This is a genomic window from Bradyrhizobium sp. OAE829 (genome assembly GCF_040546575.1).
In the GTDB taxonomy this organism is placed as follows: Bacteria; Pseudomonadota; Alphaproteobacteria; order Rhizobiales; family Xanthobacteraceae; genus Bradyrhizobium.
Map to the genome: position 1 here is coordinate 3,361,825 of NZ_JBEPOE010000001.1, position 17,273 is coordinate 3,379,097.

Here is a 17,273-nt window from a genome sequence, read left to right on the forward strand (position 1 = left end):
TCGGCCACCGACCTCCCAAAGGGAGGCCCTCCCGGACAGAAATCAGGCCATAAAAAAACCCGGCCTGAACAAAGGTTCGACCGGGATCACTTCTGTCCCCGGCCTGTTTAGCGAGTTGTTTAACGTGGCTGCAAGCCGGCCGGCTCAAATGACCACGGAATGGGCTAAAGCTAGTCCGAAGGGAGCTTTTCGTCAAGGCGGGCCATGGTTAACCGGCCCGGCGCGCCATCATTGCCGATGTTTCTCTTTGCTTTCGGCGGCCGTCTTTCCTAATCAATGCCCTTGTATTTGCCGGTGATTTCGGCCCCCGGCGCTAAAGGCTAGAACATGTCCAAGGGACCCTCGAAGGCACCCCCCGCCCCGCCCTCCCTCGCGGTGCTGCGCAAAGAGATCGACAGCATCGACGAGCAGGTTCACCGTTTGTTGATGGCGCGCGGCGACATCATCGATCGGCTGATCCAGGTGAAAGAGACCCAGGAGGTCGGCTCCGCGTTCCGTCCGGCGCGCGAAGCCGACATGATGCGGCGGTTGGTGGAGCGCCATCGCGGCATCCTGCCGATCGACACCATCGAGAGCATCTGGCGCGTCATCATCTCGACCTTCACCTACGTCCAGGCGCCGTTCTCGGTGCATGCGGACGTCTCGGTCGGCGAATCCGCGATGCGGGATTCGGCGCGGTTTCATTTCGGATTCGTGGTGCCATACGTGGCGCATTTCAGCGCGCAGGCCGCGGTCGAAGCGGTCTCCAAATCGAAGGGCGATCTGGCGCTGGTGTCGGCGACGTCGAGCCGGACGCCCTGGTGGATCGAGCTCGAAGCCGATGGCGCGCCAAAGATCATCGCGCGGGTGCCGTTCCTCGAACGCGCCGACCATCCGGCGGCGTTGCCGGTGTTCTTGGTCTCGCGCGTCGCCGACAACGCCATGGTGATTGAGGTCGAGACCTGGAGCGTGCGTGTCTCCGGCTGGAACGCCGAGACCGCCCGCGCGCTGGCGCCGCTCGCCGAGATCGTCGCTGTCCCCGATACCGCCTTCGACGGCGCCGCGCTCTTGGTGTCGATATCAGGCACCGGGCTGGAGAAGATCAAGACCGCCCTGATCGAGGCCGGCGCGTCGGTGCGCTCCGCAGCCCTCGTCGGCAGCCACGCAACACGCTATACGGTGCCCCCGAACGGGGCGGCCAAATCCTGAACAGACGCCCTACGATCCGGAGCCAGAAGATGTCCCGCCCCGTGCCGAACCCCGGCATTCTCGATATTGCGCCCTACACCCCCGGCAAAAGCCCGGTGGCCGAGCCGGGCCGCAAGGTGTTCAAGCTCTCCGCCAACGAGACGCCGTTCGGCCCGTCGCCGAAGGCGATGGCGGTCTACAAGGAAGCGGCTGGTCATCTGGAGGACTATCCGGAAGGCACCTCGCGGGTGCTGCGCGAGGCGATTGGCCGCGCCTTCGGGCTCGATCCGAACCGCATCATCTGCGGCGCCGGCTCGGACGAAATCCTCAACTTGCTGGCACACACCTATCTGAAGCATGGCGACGAGGCGATCTCGACCAGCCACGGCTTCCTGGTGTACCCGATCGCGACCATGGCCAACGGCGCCAAAAATGTCGTCGCGCCCGAAACAAATTTCACCGCCGATGTCGATGCGATCCTGAAGCTGGTCACGCCGCGCACCAAGATGGTGTGGCTCGCCAATCCGAACAACCCGACCGGAACCTACATTCCGTTCGACGAGGTCAAGCGGCTCCGCGCCGGACTGCCTGATCATGTGCTGCTGGTGCTCGACGCCGCCTATGCCGACTATGTGTCGCGCAACGATTACGAGCTCGGCATCGAGCTGGTGGCGACCACGGAAAACACCGTGGTGACGCATACGTTCTCCAAGATTCACGGGCTGGCATCCCTGCGGATCGGCTGGATGTTCGGCCCGGCGAACATCGTCGATGCCGTCAACCGCATTCGCGGCCCCTTCAACGTCTCGACGCCGGCGATGCTGGCGGCGGTGGCGGCGATCGAGGACACCGCGCATGTCCAGATGTCGAAGACATTCACGGAGCAATGGCGCAACTGGCTGACGGAAGAGATCAGCAAGCTCGGCCTCAAAGTGACGCCGAGCGTGGCGAATTTCGTGCTGATCCATTTCCCGCAGGAAAAGGGCAGGACCTCGGCGGACGCCGACGCTTACTTAACAAAACGCGGCCTGGTGCTGCGGGCGCTGAACAATTACGGCCTGCCGCATGCGCTGCGCATGACCATCGGCACCGAAGAGGCCAACCGCCTCGTCGTCGATGGCCTCAAAGACTTTATGGCGGGCAAGTGAGCATCAAGTGAGCACTGAACCTCTCTTCAAACGCGTCGCGCTGATCGGCTTCGGCCTGATCGGCGGCTCGATCGCCCGCGCCGCTCGCGCGCAGGGTCTCGCCGGCGAGATCGTCACGTCAGCGCGCTCGGCCAAGACCCGCGCGCGGGTGGAAGAATTGCGCGTGGTCGATCGCGTGCTCGAAACCAACGCGGAAGCGGTCAAGGGCGCCGACCTCGTGATCCTCTGCATCCCCGTCGGCGCCTGCGGACCGGTCGCCGAGGAGATCGCGCCGTTCCTCGAGGCGGGCGCCATCGTCTCCGACGTCGGCTCGGTCAAGGGCGCCATCGCGCGGGACATGAGCCCGCATATTCCCCCTAGCGTCCACTTCGTTCCCGCCCATCCCGTCGCCGGCACCGAGCACTCCGGTCCCGATTCCGGCTTCGCCGAACTCTTCATCAACCGCTGGTGCATTCTCACGCCGCCGGAAGGGACCGATCCCGCCGCGGTGGAAAAGCTGCGCGAGTTCTGGGCCGGCCTCGGCGCCAAGGTCGAGATCATGACGCCGGATCATCACGACCTGGTGCTCGCGATCACCAGCCATCTGCCGCATCTGATCGCCTACACCATCGTCGGCACCGCCGACGAACTGGCGCAGGTGACGTCGTCGGAAGTGATCAAATTCTCCGCCGGCGGTTTTCGCGATTTCACGCGCATCGCGGCCTCCGATCCCACGATGTGGCGCGACGTGTTTCTGGCCAACAAGGAAGCGGTGCTGGAAATGCTCGGCACCTTCAACGAGGACCTGTCGAAACTCACACGGGCGATCCGCCGCAACGACGGCGAGGCGCTGTTCGAGCATTTTACCCGCACCCGCGCCATCCGCCGCGGCATCGTCGAAATTGGCCAGGATTCGGCGGCGCCCGACTTCGGCCGCCCGCACGCGAATTTAACCAAGAAGCCGGAGTAGACCGGCTCACGACGGAGTGAAGCATGATCATCGACCATTCGAAGCTGCTTGGGCTAACAAACCGCATCGTCACCGCCGGCGGCAGTTCGCCGACGGAAGCCGCCATCGTTGCCGAGCATCTGGTCGAGGCCAATCTGCGCGGCCATGACAGCCATGGCGTCGGGATGCTGGTCGCCTATGTGCGCGACCTCGACGCCGGCACGCTGAAGATCAATCAGGCGCCCGAGATCGTCTCGGACACCGGAACCATCTCGGTGTGGGATGCCCGCGCCGGCTACGGCCAGGTGGTCGCGCGCCAGGCGGTGGAGTGGGCGATCGAGGCGGCGAAGAAACATGGCGTGGCCGTCAACGGCTTGCGCAACGCGCACCACATCGGCCGCGTCGGCACCTATGGCGAGATCGCCGCGCGCGCCGGCATGGTGGCGCTGCATTTTGTGAATGTCGCTTCGGGTTCACCCGGCGTCGCGCCGTTCCGCGGCCGCGAAGGAAGATTCCTAACCAACCCGGTCTGCATCGCGATCCCCGGCACCGACAACAACGAGCCGATCCTGCTCGATTTCGCCACCAGCCGCGTGGCGCTGGGAAAAGTGCGGGTGGCGCACAATGCCGGCAAGCCGATGCTGGACGGTGCCTTGCTCGACCATGCGGGCCAGCCCACCACCGACCCTTCCGTCATGTACACCGACCCGCGCGGCGTGGTGCTGCCGTTCGGCGAGCACAAGGGCTCCGGCCTGGCGCTGGTGTGCGAACTATTGGCCGGCGCCATTGTCGGCTCGCCCAGCGTCACCACGTCGACGCCGCCCGAACGCGGCATCATCAACGGCATGCTGAGCATCGTGATCGACCCGGCGCGATTGTCGACGCGCGACAGCATGATGGCCGAGATTGACGACATGCTTTCGTGGGTAAAGTCCGCCAAGCCCGCGGAATCGGACCTGCCGGTGCTGGTCGCAGGAGAGCCCGAGCGGCTGGCGCGAGCCGCGCGGATCGCCAAGGGCATCGAAATCGATGACACGACCTGGGGCCAATTGTCCGATATCGCCCAGCGCTATCAGATCCGGATCGATAGCTGAGCAACCGTTCGGGCGAATCCAATGACATCTTCTGCCGGCAGGATTCAGCTAACAGCGCTCGATCCCGCCAGCTTCCGGCATATGCCCTGGAAGAACGGCGGCGGGGTCACGATCGATATCGCCGCATCCATGCTCCCTGGATTCGCGCCCGGCAGTTGGGAAGGAATCATCTGGCGTTTCAGCCGGACCGCTATCGTGACGCCGGGCGCATTCTCGGATTTGAGCGGCTATGACCGCCAGCTGGTGCTGGTTTCCGGCGAGGGACTCGTGCTCGGGACACCTGTTGGAGAGATCGACGTCCGGCAGCCGTTCAGGCCGGTCCGGTTTACCGGCGAAACCAGTATTGTCAGCCGGCTCGAAGCCGGACCCGTCGAAGTCGTCAATCTGATCGGCGACCGGTCGCGCGTGGCGATTGACCTCTGCTGCCTTTTGGACGGCGCAACCCACACCTGCCCGGCCGGCATTCACATCGTCTATGCCGCGACAGATTCCTGCGAACTGTCGATCAACGACAAGGCCCGCGAGATCTCGGCCGGCCACGCCATGCGCATCGATGCCGGAGAAGATTTTGCAGTCGCAAACCGGCTCGGCACCGCCATCGTCGCCAGCGTTATTCCCGTGGTGCGGACATCCGCCTGATCCGGAACGCGTCACGGAACGATGACGGTCGCCGGCGCAGTTCCCCCATTCCGGAAACACATTGGTAACGCTTCCACTTGTGTTAGCTTGCCAACATCACTTCCGCCAAAGAACTTGCCGCCACTTAAAGAAGCTGCAGCCACCGACCGCGGGGAAAAAATGTCCGGCTCCAAGAACCGACCCATCATCTTTCCCGTCATCGCGTTGCTGGCCCTGCTGTTCGGGAGCGACGATCCGGCGCGGGCCCAGACCCTGAACGCCGTCAAGGAACGCGGCACGCTGAATTGCGGCGTCGGCCAGGGACTGCTCGGCTTTTCCAGCATGGATGACAAAAGCATCTGGAGCGGCTTCGACGTCGATATCTGCCGCGCCGTGGCCGCTGCGATCTTCGGCGACCCTGCAAAAGTGACGTTCACGCCGCTCGATGCGGCCACGCGCTTTTCCGCGCTGCAGTCGAAGACGATCGACGTGCTGTCGCGCAACTCGACCTGGACGATGTCGCGGGAAAGTTCGCTCGGCCTGATGTTTGCCGGCGTCGCCTATTACGACGGTCAGGGCTTTCTGCTGCGCCGCGATGCTAAAATCGACACCGCCCTGCAACTCGGCGGCAAGACCGTGTGTACCCAGACCGGCACCACGACCGAGCTGAATCTGGCGGATTATTTCCGCGCCAACGACATGCCGCTCAAGGTGCTGGCGCTCGCCACCGCCGAGGAAAGCCTCAAGGCCTATGACGATCGCAAATGCGACGTGCTGACCAGCGACGTCTCGCAGCTCTACGCCGAGCGCCTAAAACTCTCTGCGCCGGACAGCCACATCATCCTGCCGGAAGTGATTTCAAAGGAGCCGCTGGGACCCGCGGTGCGGCAAGGCGACGACCAATGGTTCAACCTGGTCAAGTGGACACTCTATTCATTGATCAATGCCGAGGAGCTTGGCGTCAAACAGGCCGGCATCGACGATGCGGTGAAATCGGCCAATCCCAATATCAGGCGCCTCGTTGGCACCGAGGGCGAATTCGGCACGCAGTTGGGCGTTGCCAACGACTGGGCCGCGCGCGCCGTGCGTGCCGTCGGCAATTACGGCGAGATCTATGAGAGAAACGTCGGCACGCAGTCGAAACTCAGCATCCCGCGCGGGCTGAATGCGCTCTGGACCCAGGGCGGCATCCAGTACGCGCCTCCCGTCAGATAGTTCTTCAGGGGTCAGGCCATGACCGTGGATTATTATGCATTGCTGACCAAAGCGGTTGCCGGCAAGGACACCCTCGGCCGCGACAAGATCTACAAGGACGCCTATGACCTCATTACGAGGTCGTCCCACCTCACCCGCGAGGCCGCCGCCTCAAATGTCGCCGCCCTCGAAGCCGCGATCCGGCGGATCGAGGATGAGGTCGCCATCGAGGAAGGCCGCGACGCCGCTCAAATCAACGAAGTGTTGTCGGAGGGCGCGAACTGGAAGCCATGGGCCTTCGGCGCCGGTGCGCTCGCACTCGCCATCGCGTTGGCGGCCTTCATGTACGGATATGTCGCGACCAAAGGCCCGGCCAACATCGCCACCACTGTGACTGCGCCGCCACCGCCGAAAGCGGCACGCGCCCGCGAAGACGTCGTGATGGCGGACCTGAAGCCAGGCGAGGACGGCGGCTCCACCGGCGACGGCCTGCCCTACGCGCTGCAGCGGCAAGTGGTGTTCTACCGCACCACCGTGGTTCCCGGCTCGATCGTGATCGACCGGGAAAACCGCTTTCTCTATCTGATCGATTCCAACAATTCCGCGCGCCGCTACGGCATCGGCATTGCACAGGAATGCCTCAAGGGCGGCAGCTTCTTTCGCGTCACCAACAAGCTCGAATGGCCAGACTGGCGCTCGTCCGCGCAAAACGCCCGGGATGCCGACGCCTTGGCCGCCTCCGCCGGCCGTCCCGGCAGTCCACTCGGCGCCCGCGCGCTGCTATTGGACAAGCCCGGGCTGCTGATTCACGGCACCAACTCACCCAAGACCATCGGCCATCTCGTCGCCTCCGGATGCATCCGGCTCGTCAATGACGACGTCGAGGATTTGTACCGCCGGGTTTCGCTGGAGACGCGGGTGGTGTTTGTCAGTTAGCCGCTGAGGTGTACGCCGACAACGACGGTTGGGCTCATCAAAACGGATATCGTACCTCTTGACGAAATTTGATCGTCATGCGGCAAATCGGGCGTCGCAGACCGCAATGGGAGAAATGAGATGCTGACCACTGCCGACGCCGACCTTCTGGTCACTCGGCACCTAGGTGATACTCCGCGAGCGAACCATTCGCGCCTTGTCGGTTATATAATGCGGCAGCTTTCCGGGATGTTCTCAGCACCCGCTGATCTATGGGAAGTCGTTGGGTTATGTCATGATCTCGACTTCTTTCAGACATCCCACGATTGGAGCCAGCATGGCCCGCTGACGGTTAAATGGCTTGGCGACCGCATTCCCCCTGACGCTCAGCAAGCCATTGCAGCCCACGATCACCGTACCGGCATCCATGCAGATACGTTGCTCGCTGACATGCTTAGAGCAGCGGATGCGATTGCCGTCATTGACGAAAAGTTAGGACGCCGCTCGTTCTGCGATATGGACCAAGCCGCTCCTTTCATGACGCTGCGCATTCAACTCGGCGATCGTTCCTATCTGAGCGATATTTTGGAACGATACTTGAAAAAGTATGACCTATCGTTTGCAGGCATCGTCAAGGTCGTAATCCATGCGCCTGAACAGGAACCCCACCTGCGCCAACCGGACCGTAAGGGAAATGCCTGATAGCGGGTGGGAGACGTCCGGCTGTGACTGTTGTCACAGCCACCGGGTCATGCCCCCGCTTACACCTGCCATGACGGATGGCGGGGATGGTCCCTCCACCGACAATCGGAGAGACCAACGTGGAAAAGCTGAACACCGAACAGCGTGACCTGACGATAGACGAACTCGATGCGGCTTCGGGCGGCGCTCCCTACCAGCCGCTCATCGTGGTCGCCATTGCTTTCCGCGTTGCGATCGAGTCGCTGGTTCACAAGATCACCCGTTGAGATTCCTGCAAGCGCCTTGCGGAGAGTGTTCAATTTCCCGGAATGCGCTTGCCGCCTTTGACAGAACGGATCTCTGAATGAAGCATCGCGGGCAACCGCCCGCGAAACGTCATTGTGCCGGCATAAGAGTCTTTGGATTACGCCCGCGGATTAACGACTGTGTACCCGCGCAACGAGCGCGCGTGGATTCTCGTTGCGTGGCCACCCGAATTGGCATCGTACGCCATCCATGTATCCCCTCCGACGTGCTGCTCCAGGACGAACACGTGCCCGCGTCGCGCGGCAACCATTCCCGGCGCCGGCGCCGTCCGGGGAAACCGCAGCCAGTTTGAGGCAAGATTTAGTCCGGGCACGATACGGCCGAACACCCGCATGGATGCGCCGCAGCCACAGAAGGAGCGGGGACAACCGGCCGGGCGCCCGCCGACGATTTGACCACGCCCGCTATTCGCTTCGGCCCTTGCATTGCGCGGCAGAATTGCCGGCCGTTCTGTGCTCCGCGATTCCCGGCCGTAAGCGTTCACGCTAACGCGTTGCGTCGGGGAATTCGAAAAGTCGCACGGCATGGTTACGTTGCATCCCGGCGCTTGACCAACGATGCGGGGCGGGCGTGCTTCGGATGCGGATGAAGAAAAGGCAACGAGTACAGACGCAACAAATACCAGTCTCAACATGACAGGGCTCCGGCTGTTTAACACCTGCCCTGCGTTCACATGCCCATCATTGTTAGGCGAAAATGCGGTGGGGTAACGTCCGCTGCTCAGGACTGAGCCCGCTTGCGCCCGGGTTGGCGGCCTGGAAAAGAACGGCCCCAGCGCGGGGGCTGGAGAGCACTGGGGCCGTCTTGAGCGCGGCGCAGGGGCGGCCCTGGCGCAACGCCCGTACATTACCAAACGACATTCGCGTCCCGGAGGTTGGTCAATTCTGACCATCCTGCCTGTTTGGAAGCCTCATGAGATCCGGAACGGGTTTAGCGACCGGCCTCTTCGTAATTTGTCCAAGCCTTCCATCAGCTTTCACTCGTCAGATGTTTCAGCATCAGGTTGCACGCTTCCTCGGTCTCCTCGAACGTCGCAAAAGGCGATCCGCCGATCTTGATCGCTCCGCTGCCTTGATAAAGCGGACGCCATGACGCCACGTAGCCGGGCCGCCCGTGAAAGCCGGGGCCGGCGCGGCTCTCGTGGGTGATCACGAACGAAAAGCCGTCGCTGCTCGCACTCCAGATTTCCAAACTATCGACGGCACGGTGGAATCGCAGGGCCATCAGCAGTCGTTCACTAGCCATCTTTCATCAAAGCTCGCCGCCACATGAAATCTCTAGCCAGAGCCCACAGCGCTTCCGCCGCGGGGTCTTCATCCGGCAGGACAAAATCGAAACCCGCTGGACCGGGATCAGGCATTGAGAGCGCGTCGCCTTCTGCCTGGTGCTGAAATTTCAGCTGCGACAGCTCCCATTCGTACGCTCTCACCGAGCTGTCTGTTAGTGGGCGTTGATTGCGCAAGACTCCTATTACCGCTCCCATTGCACCTGAGGGGCGCTGCGTCATCTGCTCCTCCTGCGGCCAACACTCTCTTGTGGTGAGTTCCGAACTAGCAGTCTGCGATGCTGCTAGAACCGCTTGGCGGCCGATCACGGGCCTAACCTCTCCATGGACTCGATTGCGGAAGCTCCCCTAGCCGAGCACCAAAGTGCTTCCAAGCGCAACATTCCCTCGGGGGTAAAGCACTCCCTTCACGGAGTACTCCGTTTGCGCCGGGCAGATCACTTGAACGATATATATCCAAGGCGATTAATGCCGCGAGGTCATTTTTTGCCAGCTCGACGGCTGAGCGCACCGATGTGTCACGCCGATGCAACCCGGGGCTGCGTCATAAAAAAAGCGACGCCCTCTCATGACGTCGCGAAGGCAATCGCCAAAGCGAGACTGCTGAATCGAAACGATCCGGCAGTCTCGCCTTGCGCGGTCAGCTCAAAAGATTGCGCTGATGCAATATCCGATGCCGCCGAGGAGCGCGCCGCCAATGGCACCCGGTATGGCGCCGATGCCGCCGACCGCCGCGCCGCCCATGCCGCCGGTCACGCCGCCGGCACCCACCGCGACGGCCAGTTCCTTCCAGAAGCCGCCGGCCGCGGCGTCGAGTTCATCGATCGAAAGCTCATGATTGGCTGCATCGTTTTTCGTAACGTTCGTCATTCCAGGTCTCCATCCATCTGTTGAGGTGCGGGATCATCCCGCAACCATCGTCAGGATGTCCGAACGGTTCGGAGTCGGCCGTGACAGAAATCACGCATCGTGAACCTCACCGCGATGACTGAAGGTTGTTCCAGAGGAGGAACTATTCGATCGAAAATCGGGCGCGCAAAAACGCGCACCTCGGATGGACGCTGGTGATCACGCGAGGATGACGACGGAGTTGGGCAAAGCGATCAAAACAGCGGCGGGATCTGCCCCACCTTCAGAGGCCCCAGCAACACCGCACCGTCGACGAAGCGCAGCGGGAAGCTGCGCGCCTTCTTGCCTTCGAGTTCGGCTGCGGTGCCGAGCGAATTGATGCCGACGGCGACGCCGACATTGGTGTTCTGCTTGACGACCTTGCCAAGGCCCGGAATCGCCTTGTCGAGCGCGCCGAACAGATTGGTGAGGTCCTGGCTCTTGACGCCGGGCGCCACGCGATCGAGCGTCGCCTGCGGCACGCCCTGCTCCAGCATCTTGTCGATACCCAGCGCCGGGATGACGCGCTCCAGACCCGTCACCGTCATCTGCAGCTCGCCCTCGATCTGCCCCTGCACGTTGAGGCCCAGCGTCCCCGCGGCCACGGCGACCAGTTCGCCCTGCTGAATCCGCGAACGCACGATCTCGACCTTGCCGCCCGCGGCCTGCATTTCGCGGAAGCGCTCTGGCCACGGCTTTGGCGAGAAATCCTTCAGGCCGCTGAGCTTGGTCTGCACATCGGATTCGAATGGCGTCGCCAGCAACGGATGCAATTCCTGAATGCTGCCCCCTGATATCTGCAGCGCGGTCTGGATCACCGGATCGGCGATCGATGATCCCTCCGCGAGCCTGCCGTGCAGTTCAACACGGTTGGCGCGCGCCAGCGGCGTCTGCACCGGCCCGTTGACGCGCTCGATCGAGGGATTGTCGAACACGATCGAGGCGCGCTCCGGAACGGCCGGCAGCCCCGCCACGCTGCTGCGGCCAACGCTCCAGCTCACCTTCAGCGACGGCGGCTGGCCGCGATCGGCAATCGTCGCCGGCGCCTTGAATTCGGCGATCAGGAGTTTCGGCTGGTAGATCGAGGCGATCACCATGATCTCGCCGAGCCGCGCCGTGAACGGCGCGCCCGCGCCCGCCGTCTGCGAGACCAGCGTCACGCTGGCGTCCTCGCAGCGGACTTCGAGGCGGAACGGATAGCCCGCGACCGAGCGCTTGCCGCAATCATAGATCCGGCCGGCTTTCGCTTCCTGCGCGCGCCACGCATCGGCGCGCACGCCGACCTCGGACGCCGCATAGAACCAGAAGCCGCTCCAGGCGATGGCTGCGACCACCAGCAGTGCGGGCAAGATGAAAAGGCGCCAAAGCGGGCGCCGGCGCGGCGCAGGGGTGATGTCGGGCATGCGGCGACCTTTGGCTCATGATTTTGTCAAATGTAAGCGAGTACCGCCCCCGGCAAAAGCCGCTGAATTTGCTTCGCTTCTCCCCTTCTGGTAGCCGTTCCTCGTTTGGACGCGTTTTCTTTACGCGAACCGGTCCCCACTTCGCTCGAAAACGCTTGTGCCGATGTCCGCAATGACCCTGCAAGATTCGGAATTCTCCAGCGGCGACCTCTGGGTGTTCGGCTATGGCTCGCTGATGTGGCGGCCGGGCTTCGAATTCCTCGAACGGGTGCCGGCCCGGCTGATCGGCGAGCATCGCGCGCTCTGCGTCTATTCCTTTGTCCATCGTGGCACCCCGGAAAAGCCCGGCCTGGTGCTCGGGCTCGATCGCGGCGGTGCCTGCCGCGGCATCGCATTCCGGGTCGCGGAACAGAACCGCGCCGCCACCGTCGCCTACTTGCGTGAGCGCGAACAGGTCACCTCGGTCTACCGCGAGGTGAAGCGCTCGTTGTGGCTGGAGAACGAGGCGCGGCAGCGCGTCAGCGCGCTGGCCTATGTGGTCGATCGCGGCCATGTGCAGTACGCCGGAAGGCTGTCGCTGGCGGACCAGTTGCGTCACGTGCTGCAGGGTCACGGCCAGTCCGGCGTCAACCGCGACTATGTGCTGGCGACCGTGAAGGCGATCGAGGCCGAAGGTTTTCGCGATACGCAATTGCACCAGCTGGCGCTGATGCTGCACGATTCGCATCCGGTCTTGCAGCGGAAACCGCCTGCGGAATAGGCGTTTGCGGCATTTTCGCCCCCCTGCATTGACGGGGTGGAAAACGGGGTGACGCAAATGGCGTTCTGGGCTAGGTGTCCCGCATGGGCACGACATCACGCCGTTTCGACGGCTTCTTCAAAAGCGAATTCAGGGTCAACGAAGCCGTCGGACGCAGCGTCAGCTACGTCCGGGACGGCAAGCTATTGGGTGGCAATTCGGGGTTCGCCCATATCGGCACCTATCGTTTCGACGGCGAGGAGATCGCCGTCGCGGTGACCAGCCGCCGGCACAATTTCGGTGCCGCTCACCAATCGCTGCTCGGCTCCGACGTTTCGACCATTGCGGTCACCGGACGGGCGGTCGGAAACGCGTTTTGCTTCGAGGGCGGCTCGCCGCAGATGCCCAACGCGACGTTTCGATCCGTGATGACGCCGCTCGACGAGAGCGAACTCGCCGCTCCCGGCCCGATCGGCGAAGGCGGCATTTCAAACGGGCTCTACTCGATTCACCTCAAGATCCTCGACGGGATGCCCGGCGGCTTGACCGGCGTCATGCTGCTCAACAACGGCCGCATCCTCGGCGGCGATGCCTTCTTCTATTACCTCGGGTCGTACTCATCAGCCGGCGGCCGCTGGAAAGGCCAGATGGTCAATCAGGAACACACGCCGGCGCGGGGTGAAGACCCGGTCTTTGGCGGGCATGAAATCGGAATCGGGTTTTCCGGGACATGCGATGCGGAGGGCGGCACCCTCGAGGGCACTGCGCTGGCGGGCAAGCGAAGCATCCGGTTCGAAGCCGAGTTGAAACTGATCTGCGCTGCTTAAGCAGAGCGGGTAGCAGCGCCCGCGGTCAATTGGCTTGCGCGGTGGCCGGCCGGCGCGGCGCTATCGAACCGGCCGGCTGATCGTCGGGCAACACCTCGATGCCGATATCGGCGAGCCGCACCCGCACCTCCGCCGCGACATATTTCGCATATTCCGACAGCAGCAGACGGAAGGTCGTACCTGAGGTCCACCATGGCTCGTCGCGCCATTTTTCGCCGACCACCGCAAACGGGATCAGCGCGATGTCAGGCATCGCATGCGACAATTCGACGATCGCCCGCGGCATGTGGTAGTTCGAAGTCACCACGATCAGCGACTTGAAACCGCGGTCCTTCACCCAGCGCCGCGTCTCCGCCGCGTTGCTTCGCGTGTTGACGGCCGAGCGGTCGAGATCGACGCAGCAGCGCAGCAGCGAATGGTTGTCGGGCAGCGTGCGGGAAATGTCGCTGGCGGCGTTGGTCGGGTGCACGCCCGAAATCAAGAGCCGCTTGCCATAGCCGCCGGCCAGCAATTCCATCGCATCGGACACCCGCGACGAGCCGCCGGTCAGCACCACGATGCCGTCGGCATTGCGGGCCGGCTTGATTTCGACGCCGCGCAATTGCGACAGGAAGCCGATGAAGCCCACCGCCGCGCCGACGAAGCCGAGCGCCAGCGTGGCGACGATGGTCGCACGCAGCCACCCTCGCGGCCGCACGGCCGGCGCTTGTCGCGACGTATCGTCGGGTTGCACACGCATGCAGTTCTTGCTGTCCTCTCCGCTCGCAATTCTAGAAGTTTTTTGGGCGAAGTGGAGTCTGGTCCGGCGCCCTCCCCCGGATCAGGTCCCCGGCCATTGCTTCGCTCGAAAACGCTTCAATCAATGTCGTCCAGCGTGGCAAACAGCGTCCGCCGCGAGGCCCAGGCCGTGATCGCCGCGATCAGCACCGCCTGCGCCGCCAGCGCCAGATAGCCGGACGGACGCAGCGAGAAGGTGCCCAGCAGCGCGGCAAATTGATCGCCGACCGGCGTGCCCGAGAACCAGCTCGCGATCGATTCCGAGAAACCAAAACCCAGCATTGCAGCGCCGCCGCCGATCAACCCGCCCTCGAGGCCGAGCCTGAGGAAATGCCGCAGGAAGCGGTTGGCGATGTAGCTGTCGCCGGCGCCGACGAAATGCAGCACCTCGACGATCGGGCGGTTCGCCGCCATCGCGCCACGCGTCGCAAACGACACCGAAATGATCGTCGCCACGATCACCAGCGCCAGGATGCCGATGCCGGCGAATACCGTCGCCCCGGTCATCGAGCGCATGCGTTCGATCCAGGCGCGGTGATCGTCGACACTGGCGGAGGGGGCTACCTGCAGCACCCGCGCACGCAAGGCGGCGAGATCGGGCGTGGTGCCGGGCTGCACCCTTGCGACGATGACGCGCGGCACCGGCAGCTGCTCGATCGACAGCCCGGTGCCGAGCCACGGCTCCAGCAATCTGGCCGACTCGTCCTTGGTGAAGGGCCGGACCTCGACGATGCCGGCCTGCGCCCGCATCGCCTCGACGGCCGCGATCGCATCGCGGTCGAGATCGCGGCCTGCCGAGGGGCGCACCTGGATGGTGATTTCGCTGGCGACTTCCGATTGCCACTCCGCCGCCGACGCGCTCACCAGCAGCACGGTGCCCGTGGTGATCGAGGCGAGGAACGTCATGATCGCGACCACCGCGACCAGCGCGCGGCCGGAGATCGAGGCGCGCGGCACGATCGGCGACATGTTGCGCGCCCGCGCCGGGACCTGCGGGCGTTCGTGCCCGAGATCGACCAGCGGACCATGCTCGTCACCGGATCTACTCATAGATGTGCAGCCGTCCCTGATGCAGCACCAGACGCCGCGCCTCGTACTGATCCATCAGCGTGATGTCGTGGGTCGCGATGATCACGGCGGTGCCCGACTTGTTGAGCTCGATGAACAGTCGCAACAGCCGCCGGCCCAGCGTCGGATCGACGCTGCCGGTCGGCTCGTCCGCGAGCAATAATTGCGGCCGCGAGATCACCGCGCGCGCGATCGCCGCGCGTTGTTTTTCACCGCCGGACAGGATCGGCGGCAGCGCATCCATGCGCTCGCCGAGCCCGACCCATTTCAACAGATCGATCACTTCGCGCCGGTAGCTGGATTCATCCCGCCCCATGACGCGGAACGGCAGCGCCACGTTCTCATAGGTCGTCATGTGATCGAGCAGGCGGAAATCCTGCAGCACGATGCCGATGCGTTTGCGCAAATCCGCAATCTGGTCCTTGCCGAGCAGCGAGACGTCGTGGCCGAACAGATTGACCAGACCGCGCGTCGGCCGCATCGACAGAAATAACAGCCGCAGCAGCGAGGTCTTGCCGGCGCCCGACGGGCCGGTGAGGAACTGGAAGGAATGGGCCGGGATAAGGAACGACAGGTCGCGCAAAATCTCCGGGCCGAGCCCGTAGCGCAATCCAACATTTTCGAACCGAACCAAGCTCAGCTCCGCTCGAGATGGGCCTCGGCTTCTGCCTCGGCCTCGACGTTTGCCTGGGCCTCGACCGGAAACCCGTACCTACCAATACGCTTGGGCTCGCAGCCCCAGGTTTTGGGCGCGAGCCGGACAAAACGGTTGTGCGACCGTTATGGTTTCCGATTCGTTAACGGTCGCCAGCTAGCATCAGCCCAAAGACACTGTGGAAACGGGCTCCATGCACATCGTCTGCCCCCATTGTACAACATCCTACGCGATCAAGCTGGCCACCTTGGGTGCCGCCGGCCGGACCGTCCGTTGTTCCCGCTGCAAGCAAACCTGGCTGGCGCGCCCCGAGGACGCGGTCGAGATCGCGCCTGCCGTGCCGGCGATGGCCGAAGCCAGCCATGGAACCGGAAATGCCGAGGCCGACGCGGCCGCCGAGTGGGAGGCCATGGCCCGCCAGGAAGAGGCCCAGGAGCCCCCCGTGGTCGACAGCCCGTCGATTTCGGCCGATTGGCCCGCCGAGGGCGAAGGTTTCCGGGGAAATGAAGCCGACTGGCCGTCGGTCGCCCAGCACGATGCCGAGGCGCATCAGGAGGCGGTTTCCACCCACCGCTCGCGGCTGGCCAAGCTGTTCCGGCTGCCCAAATTTCCGTCCATCCGGATGCCGTCCATCAGCGCTCCCGTCGCCTGCGCCGCGATGGGCGCACTGGTCGTGGCGCTGATGTTCTGGCGCACCGACGTGGTGCGGCTGCTGCCGCAGACCGCGACGTTCTACAAGATGGTCGGGCTGGATGTGAATTTGCGCGGGCTCTCGTTCAAGGACATCAAGATCACCAACGAGACCGTCGACGGCAAGCCGGTGCTGGTCATCGAAGGCGTGATCGTCGGCGAGACCAGGAAGCCGGTCGAATTGCCGCGGCTGCGCTTTAGCGTTCGCGACGAACAGGGCGCGGAAATCTATGCCTGGAACGCGGTGCTCGAGCAGCCGGTACTGAAGCCGGGCGAACGCGCCTATTTCAAGTCGCGGCTGGCGTCGCCGCCGCCCGAAGGCCGCAATATCGATGTACGCTTCTTCAACAAGCGGGATCTGGCCGCCGGCCGCGCGTAAAATTGGCCGGACGTCCCGCTCGCAAACGAGCTGTTGCCATGCCGCGTGTATTGATTGCCGACGACGAAGACTCGATGCGCTCCCTGGTGGCGCGCGCCATCGCCATGGACGGCCACGACACCGTAACCGCCGAGGACGGCGCCGAGGCGCTTGATATCCTGGCGCGCGAAAAGGGTGCGTTCGACCTGCTGCTCACCGACATCCAGATGCCGGTGATGGACGGGATCGCGCTGGCGTTGGCGGCAGCGCGCGATTTCCCCGACCTGAAGATTCTGCTGATGACCGGCTTTGCCGATCAGCGCGAACGCGCCTCCGGCCTCAATGCGATCGTGCACGACGTGGTCACAAAGCCGTTTTCGGTAGCCGATATCCGCACCGCAGTCGCCGATGCGCTGGCGGCGCGGAAGGGGTAGCGCGGAACGGTCTCGGCGGAAGCGAGAATCCGTAGGGTGGGCAAAGCGAAGCGTGCCCACCATCTTCGACAAGCGCA

Annotated in this window: 21 protein-coding genes and 1 riboswitch; of the genes, 13 read left to right on the top strand and 8 right to left on the bottom strand. The window is 63.8% G+C overall.

Translation table 11 applies throughout. From position 1 onward, the window contains the following. Positions 1–86: 86 nt before the first annotated feature. Positions 87–166, bottom strand: a riboswitch (SAM riboswitch). A gap of 161 nt (positions 167–327) precedes the next feature. The 9 genes from ABIE49_RS16410 (at position 328) to ABIE49_RS16450 (ending at position 8,032) form a co-directional block, all read left to right on the top strand. Beyond that, a complete protein-coding gene (locus ABIE49_RS16410; RefSeq protein ID WP_192738286.1) occupies positions 328–1,188 on the top strand; it encodes a chorismate mutase in 861 nt (286 codons plus the stop codon). Positions 1,189–1,217: 29 nt separating this feature from the next. After that, positions 1,218–2,315, top strand: a complete 1,098-nt coding sequence (gene hisC, locus ABIE49_RS16415) for a histidinol-phosphate transaminase (RefSeq protein WP_192738287.1) — start codon at positions 1,218–1,220, stop codon at positions 2,313–2,315. 7 nt (positions 2,316–2,322) lie between these two features. Next, positions 2,323–3,264, top strand: coding sequence for a prephenate/arogenate dehydrogenase family protein (locus tag ABIE49_RS16420; RefSeq protein WP_192738288.1), 942 nt, complete (start codon positions 2,323–2,325; stop codon positions 3,262–3,264). Between the two features lie 23 nt (positions 3,265–3,287). Further along, positions 3,288–4,337, top strand: coding sequence for a malate/lactate/ureidoglycolate dehydrogenase (locus ABIE49_RS16425; RefSeq protein ID WP_192738289.1), 1,050 nt, complete (start codon positions 3,288–3,290; stop codon positions 4,335–4,337). Between the two features lie 21 nt (positions 4,338–4,358). After that, entirely contained in the window at positions 4,359–4,976 is a 618-nt protein-coding gene (locus ABIE49_RS16430) for a HutD/Ves family protein (RefSeq protein ID WP_192738290.1), read from the top strand. A 159-nt stretch (positions 4,977–5,135) separates the two neighbouring features. Next, on the top strand, positions 5,136–6,170 hold the full coding sequence (locus ABIE49_RS16435; protein ID WP_192738291.1) for an amino acid ABC transporter substrate-binding protein: 1,035 nt from the start codon (positions 5,136–5,138) through the stop codon (positions 6,168–6,170). Between the two features lie 18 nt (positions 6,171–6,188). Beyond that, positions 6,189–7,085 (top strand): L,D-transpeptidase, encoded by an 897-nt coding sequence (locus ABIE49_RS16440; RefSeq protein ID WP_192738292.1) that lies wholly within the window; start codon positions 6,189–6,191, stop codon positions 7,083–7,085. Between the two features lie 120 nt (positions 7,086–7,205). Beyond that, a complete protein-coding gene (locus ABIE49_RS16445) occupies positions 7,206–7,766 on the top strand; it encodes an HD domain-containing protein (protein ID WP_192738293.1) in 561 nt (186 codons plus the stop codon). Between the two features lie 119 nt (positions 7,767–7,885). Continuing rightward, complete coding sequence (locus ABIE49_RS16450; RefSeq protein WP_192738294.1) at positions 7,886–8,032, top strand: hypothetical protein; 147 nt, start codon at positions 7,886–7,888, stop codon at positions 8,030–8,032. Between the two features lie 137 nt (positions 8,033–8,169). Here the strand turns inward: ABIE49_RS16450 and ABIE49_RS40065 are convergent, their stop codons facing one another. The 5 genes from ABIE49_RS40065 to ABIE49_RS16470 form a co-directional block, all read right to left on the bottom strand. Continuing rightward, entirely contained in the window at positions 8,170–8,706 is a 537-nt protein-coding gene (locus ABIE49_RS40065) for a hypothetical protein (RefSeq protein ID WP_502915908.1), read from the bottom strand. A gap of 335 nt (positions 8,707–9,041) precedes the next feature. Continuing rightward, complete coding sequence (locus ABIE49_RS16455) at positions 9,042–9,296, bottom strand: hypothetical protein (protein WP_192738295.1); 255 nt, start codon at positions 9,294–9,296, stop codon at positions 9,042–9,044. 13 nt (positions 9,297–9,309) lie between these two features. Continuing rightward, complete coding sequence (locus tag ABIE49_RS16460; protein WP_192738296.1) at positions 9,310–9,579, bottom strand: hypothetical protein; 270 nt, start codon at positions 9,577–9,579, stop codon at positions 9,310–9,312. A 423-nt stretch (positions 9,580–10,002) separates the two neighbouring features. After that, positions 10,003–10,227 (bottom strand): hypothetical protein, encoded by a 225-nt coding sequence (locus tag ABIE49_RS16465; protein ID WP_192738297.1) that lies wholly within the window; start codon positions 10,225–10,227, stop codon positions 10,003–10,005. Positions 10,228–10,460: 233 nt separating this feature from the next. After that, positions 10,461–11,648: a DUF2125 domain-containing protein gene (locus ABIE49_RS16470; protein ID WP_192738298.1), complete on the bottom strand. Its 1,188-nt coding sequence runs from the start codon at positions 11,646–11,648 to the stop codon at positions 10,461–10,463. A 163-nt stretch (positions 11,649–11,811) separates the two neighbouring features. Between ABIE49_RS16470 and ABIE49_RS16475 the strand changes: the two genes are divergently transcribed. After that, positions 11,812–12,408, top strand: coding sequence for a gamma-glutamylcyclotransferase (locus ABIE49_RS16475; RefSeq protein WP_192738299.1), 597 nt, complete (start codon positions 11,812–11,814; stop codon positions 12,406–12,408). 83 nt (positions 12,409–12,491) lie between these two features. Beyond that, entirely contained in the window at positions 12,492–13,214 is a 723-nt protein-coding gene (locus ABIE49_RS16480; RefSeq protein WP_192738300.1) for a hypothetical protein, read from the top strand. 25 nt (positions 13,215–13,239) lie between these two features. On the opposite strand, the gene ABIE49_RS16485 is transcribed toward ABIE49_RS16480, so the two are convergent. The 3 genes from ABIE49_RS16485 to ftsE form a co-directional block, all read right to left on the bottom strand. Beyond that, positions 13,240–13,953, bottom strand: coding sequence for a YdcF family protein (locus tag ABIE49_RS16485; protein WP_192738301.1), 714 nt, complete (start codon positions 13,951–13,953; stop codon positions 13,240–13,242). 116 nt (positions 13,954–14,069) lie between these two features. Next, positions 14,070–15,041 carry a cell division protein FtsX gene (locus ABIE49_RS16490; RefSeq protein WP_192738302.1) on the bottom strand — a complete coding sequence of 324 codons (972 nt, stop codon included), beginning with the start codon at positions 15,039–15,041 and terminating at the stop codon, positions 14,070–14,072. Continuing rightward, a complete protein-coding gene (gene ftsE, locus ABIE49_RS16495) occupies positions 15,034–15,693 on the bottom strand; it encodes a cell division ATP-binding protein FtsE (protein WP_192738303.1) in 660 nt (219 codons plus the stop codon). Before ftsE ends, ABIE49_RS16490 begins: the two co-directional genes overlap by 8 nt. Before the next feature lie 214 nt (positions 15,694–15,907). On the opposite strand from ftsE, the gene ABIE49_RS16500 reads away from it, so the two are divergent. Beyond that, on the top strand, positions 15,908–16,783 hold the full coding sequence (locus ABIE49_RS16500) for an MJ0042-type zinc finger domain-containing protein (protein ID WP_192738304.1): 876 nt from the start codon (positions 15,908–15,910) through the stop codon (positions 16,781–16,783). A gap of 38 nt (positions 16,784–16,821) precedes the next feature. Next, positions 16,822–17,196: a response regulator gene (locus ABIE49_RS16505; protein WP_192738305.1), complete on the top strand. Its 375-nt coding sequence runs from the start codon at positions 16,822–16,824 to the stop codon at positions 17,194–17,196. Positions 17,197–17,273 lie beyond the last annotated feature (77 nt).

Bases quoted from the DNA above. Each gene is read 5' to 3' on its own strand.
- ABIE49_RS16470 (WP_192738298.1), bottom strand. From the start codon at position 11,648: ATGCCCGACATCACCCCTGCGCCGCGCCGGCGCCCGCTTTGGCGCCTT.
- ABIE49_RS16485 (WP_192738301.1), bottom strand. From the start codon at position 13,953: ATGCGTGTGCAACCCGACGATACGTCGCGACAAGCGCCGGCCGTGCGG.
- ABIE49_RS16490 (WP_192738302.1), bottom strand. From the start codon at position 15,041: ATGAGTAGATCCGGTGACGAGCATGGTCCGCTGGTCGATCTCGGGCAC.
- ABIE49_RS16465 (WP_192738297.1), bottom strand. From the start codon at position 10,227: ATGACGAACGTTACGAAAAACGATGCAGCCAATCATGAGCTTTCGATC.
- ABIE49_RS16425 (WP_192738289.1), top strand. From the start codon at position 3,288: ATGATCATCGACCATTCGAAGCTGCTTGGGCTAACAAACCGCATCGTC.
- ABIE49_RS16445 (WP_192738293.1), top strand. From the start codon at position 7,206: ATGCTGACCACTGCCGACGCCGACCTTCTGGTCACTCGGCACCTAGGT.
- ABIE49_RS16430 (WP_192738290.1), top strand. From the start codon at position 4,359: ATGACATCTTCTGCCGGCAGGATTCAGCTAACAGCGCTCGATCCCGCC.
- hisC (WP_192738287.1), top strand. From the start codon at position 1,218: ATGTCCCGCCCCGTGCCGAACCCCGGCATTCTCGATATTGCGCCCTAC.
- ABIE49_RS16505 (WP_192738305.1), top strand. From the start codon at position 16,822: ATGCCGCGTGTATTGATTGCCGACGACGAAGACTCGATGCGCTCCCTG.
- ABIE49_RS40065 (WP_502915908.1), bottom strand. From the start codon at position 8,706: ATGTTGAGACTGGTATTTGTTGCGTCTGTACTCGTTGCCTTTTCTTCA.
- ABIE49_RS16435 (WP_192738291.1), top strand. From the start codon at position 5,136: ATGTCCGGCTCCAAGAACCGACCCATCATCTTTCCCGTCATCGCGTTG.
- ABIE49_RS16500 (WP_192738304.1), top strand. From the start codon at position 15,908: ATGCACATCGTCTGCCCCCATTGTACAACATCCTACGCGATCAAGCTG.
- ABIE49_RS16440 (WP_192738292.1), top strand. From the start codon at position 6,189: ATGACCGTGGATTATTATGCATTGCTGACCAAAGCGGTTGCCGGCAAG.
- ABIE49_RS16475 (WP_192738299.1), top strand. From the start codon at position 11,812: ATGTCCGCAATGACCCTGCAAGATTCGGAATTCTCCAGCGGCGACCTC.
- ABIE49_RS16455 (WP_192738295.1), bottom strand. From the start codon at position 9,296: ATGGCCCTGCGATTCCACCGTGCCGTCGATAGTTTGGAAATCTGGAGT.
- ABIE49_RS16480 (WP_192738300.1), top strand. From the start codon at position 12,492: ATGGGCACGACATCACGCCGTTTCGACGGCTTCTTCAAAAGCGAATTC.
- ABIE49_RS16410 (WP_192738286.1), top strand. From the start codon at position 328: ATGTCCAAGGGACCCTCGAAGGCACCCCCCGCCCCGCCCTCCCTCGCG.
- ABIE49_RS16460 (WP_192738296.1), bottom strand. From the start codon at position 9,579: ATGACGCAGCGCCCCTCAGGTGCAATGGGAGCGGTAATAGGAGTCTTG.